The organism is Sphingomonas sp. (genome assembly GCF_035555815.1).
Classification (GTDB): Bacteria; Pseudomonadota; Alphaproteobacteria; order Sphingomonadales; family Sphingomonadaceae; genus Sphingomonas.
Genome location: NZ_DATMGG010000001.1, coordinates 1 through 4,839, shown reverse-complemented (window position 1 = coordinate 4,839; position 4,839 = coordinate 1). Strand labels below are relative to the sequence as shown.

General features: G+C 67.5%; 3 protein-coding genes. 1 reads left to right on the top strand and 2 read right to left on the bottom strand.

Annotation, left to right across the window (positions count from 1 at the left end):
* The coding region (gene acnA / locus VNR91_RS00015) for an aconitate hydratase AcnA (protein ID WP_325488742.1) at positions 1–2,133 on the bottom strand (2,133 nt) is incomplete at its 3' end.
* 216 nt (positions 2,134–2,349) lie between these two features.
* Positions 2,350–3,387 (bottom strand): LacI family DNA-binding transcriptional regulator, encoded by a 1,038-nt coding sequence (locus VNR91_RS00010; RefSeq protein ID WP_325488741.1) that lies wholly within the window; start codon positions 3,385–3,387, stop codon positions 2,350–2,352.
* Between the two features lie 144 nt (positions 3,388–3,531).
* On the opposite strand from VNR91_RS00010, the gene VNR91_RS00005 reads away from it, so the two are divergent.
* Positions 3,532–4,839, top strand: a 1,308-nt coding sequence (locus tag VNR91_RS00005; RefSeq protein WP_325488740.1) for a TonB-dependent receptor plug domain-containing protein, incomplete at its 3' end; no start/stop codon positions are given.

Sequence of the window (4,839 nt, the reverse complement as noted above, 5' to 3'; positions counted from 1 at the left end):
GCGGCGCGAGCCGTAGCTGTTGAAGTCGGCCTTGCTGACCTGGCGCTCCATCAGCCAGTGGCCGGCGGGGCTGTCGGCCTTGATCGATCCGGCGGGGGAGATGTGGTCGGTGGTGATCGAATCGCCCAGGATCGCCAGCGGCCGCGCGTCAATGATGTCGGTGACCGGCGCCGGATCCATCGTCATCCCGGCGAAATAGGGCGGATTGGCGATATAGGTCGACGCGGGCGGCCAATTGTAGGTGTCCGACCCCTCCACCGCGATCTTCTGCCAGTGGGCATCGCCGCGATAGACGTTGCCATAGCGCGAACGGAACATGTCGTCGTCGATGTTGGCGGCCATCACCGATGCGATCTCGTCATTGGTCGGCCACACGTCGCGCAGGAACACGTCGGCGCCGTCCGACCCCTGACCCAGCGGGGTTTCGGCCATGTCCTCGGTCACCGTGCCCTTCAGCGCATAGGCGACGACCAGCGGCGGCGAGGCGAGGAAATTGGCGCGCACGTCGGCCGACACGCGGCCCTCGAAGTTGCGGTTGCCCGACAGCACCGACGCGGCGACGATGTCGTTGCCGTTGATCGCGTCGGAGATCGGCTGCGCGAGCGGGCCGGAGTTGCCGATGCAGGTGGTGCAGCCATAGCCGACCAGGTTGAAGCCCAGCGCATCGAGATCCTCGGTCAGCCCGGCCTTGTCGAGATAGTCGGTGACGACCTGCGAACCGGGGGCGAGCGACGTCTTGACCCACGGCTTGGGCTTCAGCCCCTTCGCGCGCGCCTTGCGGGCGACCAGGCCGGCGGCGACCAGCACCGACGGGTTCGACGTGTTGGTGCAGCTGGTGATCGCGGCGATGACGACGTCGCCGTCCCCGATGTCGTGCGCGGCGCCGGTCACCGGCACGCGGACCGGCTGTTCCTTCTTGTAGACCTTGAACAGGTCGCCGTTGAACACCTCGTCGACCTTGTTGAGCGACACGCGGTCCTGCGGACGCTTCGGACCGGCCAGCGACGCGCCGACCTCACCCATGTCTAGCTCCAGCGTGTCGGTGAAGATCGGGTCGGGGGCATTGTCCTCGCGCCACATGCCCTGCGCCTTGCAATAGGTCTCGACCAGCGCGATCTCGTCGTCGGGCCGGCCGGTCAGGCGCATGTAATCGAGCGTCTTGTCGTCGATCGGGAAGAAACCGCAGGTCGCGCCATATTCGGGCGCCATGTTGGCGATGGTCGCGCGGTCAGCCAGCGTCATGGTGGCGAGGCCCGGGCCATAGAATTCGACGAAGCGGCCGACCACGCCCTTGGCGCGCAGCATCTGGGTGACGGTCAGCACCAGATCGGTGGCGGTGATGCCCTCCTTCAGCTTGCCGGTCAGCTTGAAACCGACCACCTCGGGGATCAGCATCGACACCGGCTGGCCGAGCATCGCCGCCTCGGCCTCGATCCCGCCGACGCCCCAGCCGAGCACGCCCAGGCCGTTGATCATCGTCGTGTGGCTGTCGGTGCCGACCAGCGTGTCGGGATAGGCGATCGCGGTGCCGTTGTTGTCGGTCGACCACACGCCGCGGCCGATATACTCAAGGTTGACCTGGTGACAGATGCCGGTGCCGGGGGGGACGACCTGGAAATTGTCGAGCGCCTTCGATCCCCACTTCAGGAATTCATAGCGTTCGATGTTGCGCTGATATTCGAGCGCGACGTTGTCCTCGAACGCCTTGGGCGTGCCGAACTCGTCGACCATCACCGAGTGGTCGATGACGAGGTGGACCGGCACCTGCGGATTGATCTTGGCCGCGTCGCCGCCCAGCTTGGTGATCGCGTCGCGCATCGCCGCCAGGTCGACGACGCAGGGCACGCCGGTGAAATCCTGCATCAGCACGCGCGCCGGGCGGTACTGGATCTCGCGATCGGGGGCGACCGGGTTGTTCTGCCAGTCGACGATCGCCTGGGCATCCTCCGGCGTGACGGTCACGCCGTCCTCGAACCGCAGCATGTTCTCCAGCAGCACCTTCATCGAGAAGGGCAGGCGGCTGATGTCGCCCAGTTTCGCGGCCGCCTTGGCCAGCGAGTAATAGTCGTAGCTCTTGCCCGCCGCGGTGAGCGTCGAGCGGGTGGAGAGCGTATCCTGGCCGATGGCGGTCATGGGGGGTCCTTCCCTGTTGTGCGGCCAGCCATGGGGAGCGCGGCGGGGAGGCGACGGGCGCGGCGGCCGAAGTCGGTCGCGGCCCATCGCACGAAGCGCGCCCGGACGGGCGAATGCGAGAGTCGCCGCGCGATAGCAGCGGGGTGGGGAGAGGGAAAGGGCCTGGGTGCGCCGCGGCGCAATCGGGCGGCCGGCGCCGTCCCGGTCCCGGCGCGGTCAGGTTTCGCGCAGGATGATCTTGGTCGGCAGCATCACCGATCTGGGCCGGCCGCCGTCGATGCGTTGCATCAGCTTTTCGACCAGGATCGCGCCGGCGACGCCGGTTTCCTGCTCGATCGTGGTGATCGCCGGATTGAAATGCGCGCTGGGGGGGATGTTGTTGTAGCCGACCAGCGAATAGTCGCGCGGCGCCACCCGGCCCTGTTCGCGAAACGCGCTGATCACCGCCATCGCCGCGGTGTCTGAAAAAGCGAACACCGCGTCGGGCGCCGCGCCGGCGCGCAGATGGTCGGTGACGGACTGATAGGTCGCGGCGAACGTCATCGATCCGGTCGGCAACTGGTCGATCGCGATGTCGTCGCGGCCGGCGGCGGCAGCGCACAGGCCATCGTGGCGCAGGCGGATCTCCTCATGATCGACATTGCCGACGAACAGCCAGTTGCGGCGGCCCTGCGCCAGAAAGCGCTCCCCGGCCAGCCGGCCACCGGCCAGGTTGTCGCTGCCGACCGCGCAATAGCCGGCGTCCTCACGCACCGCGCCCCACACCACCATCGGCACGTCCTTGCGCGCCAGATCGCGCAGCATCCCGTCGCGCGCGCCCTGACCCAGCACGATGAAGCCATCGGTGCCGCGCGAGCGATAGAGATCGATGAAGCCGGCGGCGCTGTCGAGTCCCGACGGCGACAGCAGCAGGTCGACGTCGCGGACCGACAGCGCCTCGGACACGCCGGCCAGCAGCTCGAAGATGAACGGATCGCCGATCGCGCCGTGCCGGTGCGATCCGAAATCGAGCACCACCGCGACGGTATTGGTCCGCGCCTGCCGCAATTTCTGGGCGTTGCGATTGACCGCATAGCCGTGTTCCCGCGCGACCGCGAGCACGCGGTCGCGCGTCTTGGCTGACACCAGGCTGCTGCCGCCCAGCACCCTCGACACGGTCGGCTTGGAGACGTTCGCGAGCCGGGCGATATCGTCCATCGTGATCGCGCCGGTCAGGCGCGGCGGCCGGCGGCGGCTCGATTCCTCATCGCTCATCGGCCGACTATGCCGCTGAAATGCATCTAGGCAAGCTCTGGGTACCGGACGAAATCTTGTGAAACATCTATTGAAATGCATTTCATAAACCGATAGCCGTGGCTGGACCGGGCGAAACAGCCGGGGTGATTGGGGAGGACGCGGATGGCTCAGCGGAAGATGATGGCATTGCTCGTGCGGGGTGCCGCGCCGGCGGCCCTGCTGCTCGGATCGACGGGGGCTCATGCCCAGAACGCGCCGCAGGCGGCCGAAGTCGTCGACGACAGCGGCCTCCAGGATATCATCGTCACCGCCCGCCGCACCGAGGAGCGTGGCCAGAGCGTGCCGGTGTCGCTCACCGCCTTCAGCCAGGACAATCTGCGCGAAAAGGGTATCAACAACGGCACCGACCTGCAGAATTTCACGCCGTCGCTGTCGGTGCTGGGCGATGTCGCGCGCAACCAGGAAACCTATTCGATCCGCGGCATGGGCGGCAACGGCGGCCCCGGCACGGGCAGCGGCCCCGGCGTGGTCGGCTATTTCGCCGAGGTGCCGTCGAGCGTCAGCGGTCCGGGCAATTTCTACGATCTCGCCTCGCTTCAGGTGCTGAAGGGGCCACAGGGTACGCTGTTCGGCCGCAACACCACCGGCGGCGCGGTTCTGCTGGAGCCGGCGCGGCCAAAGATGAACGTGGTCGAGGGCTATATCGACGGCACGGTCGGCAATCTGAACCGCCGCAGCGGCCAGGGCGCGCTCAACGTCCCGATCGTCGACGACGTGCTGGCGATCCGCGTGGCCGGCCAGTTCGACAAGCGCGACGGCTATGTCCGCGATGCGGTGACCGGCCGCGACTATCTCAACCGCAACAACTACAGCCTGCGCCTGGGCATCCAGTTCAACCCGACCGACACGATCAGCAGCTACACCGCGGTCAGCTATCTCGACGTCAAGGAACACGGCGGCGGCAGCATCCTGCTCGCCGTCAACCCGGCGCGGCCCTATGGCGCGCTGCTCCAGCCGTATCTGCTGGCCCAGCAGGCGCGCGGCGTGCGCGAGACCGCGCTGAGCGTGCCGACGCGCGAAGTGGCGAAGAACCTGCTGATCCTCAACAACACCGAGTGGCGGGCCAGCGATTCGCTGACGATCAAGAACGTGTTCAGCTATGGCCGGTCGCGGTCGACCAGCGCCACCGATCGCGATTCGACGCCGCTGCCGATCGCCGACCTGCTCGGCGCCTATCCCGGCAGCTACAACAACAACCTGCGCACCATCACCGAGGAGCTTCAGCTCCGCTATGAATCGGGGCGGCTGCGCGTACAGGCGGGCGGTTTCTTCCTCGACCAGATGACGCCCGCGCCGCTCACTTTCCAGACGATCAATCCGATGCAGGCCGGCGGCCTGCTCGGCGGCGGGCCGATCATCCTGCCGGCGGTGGTGCAGGCGGCGCTCGGCGTCGATGGCCCGTTGCTGCCG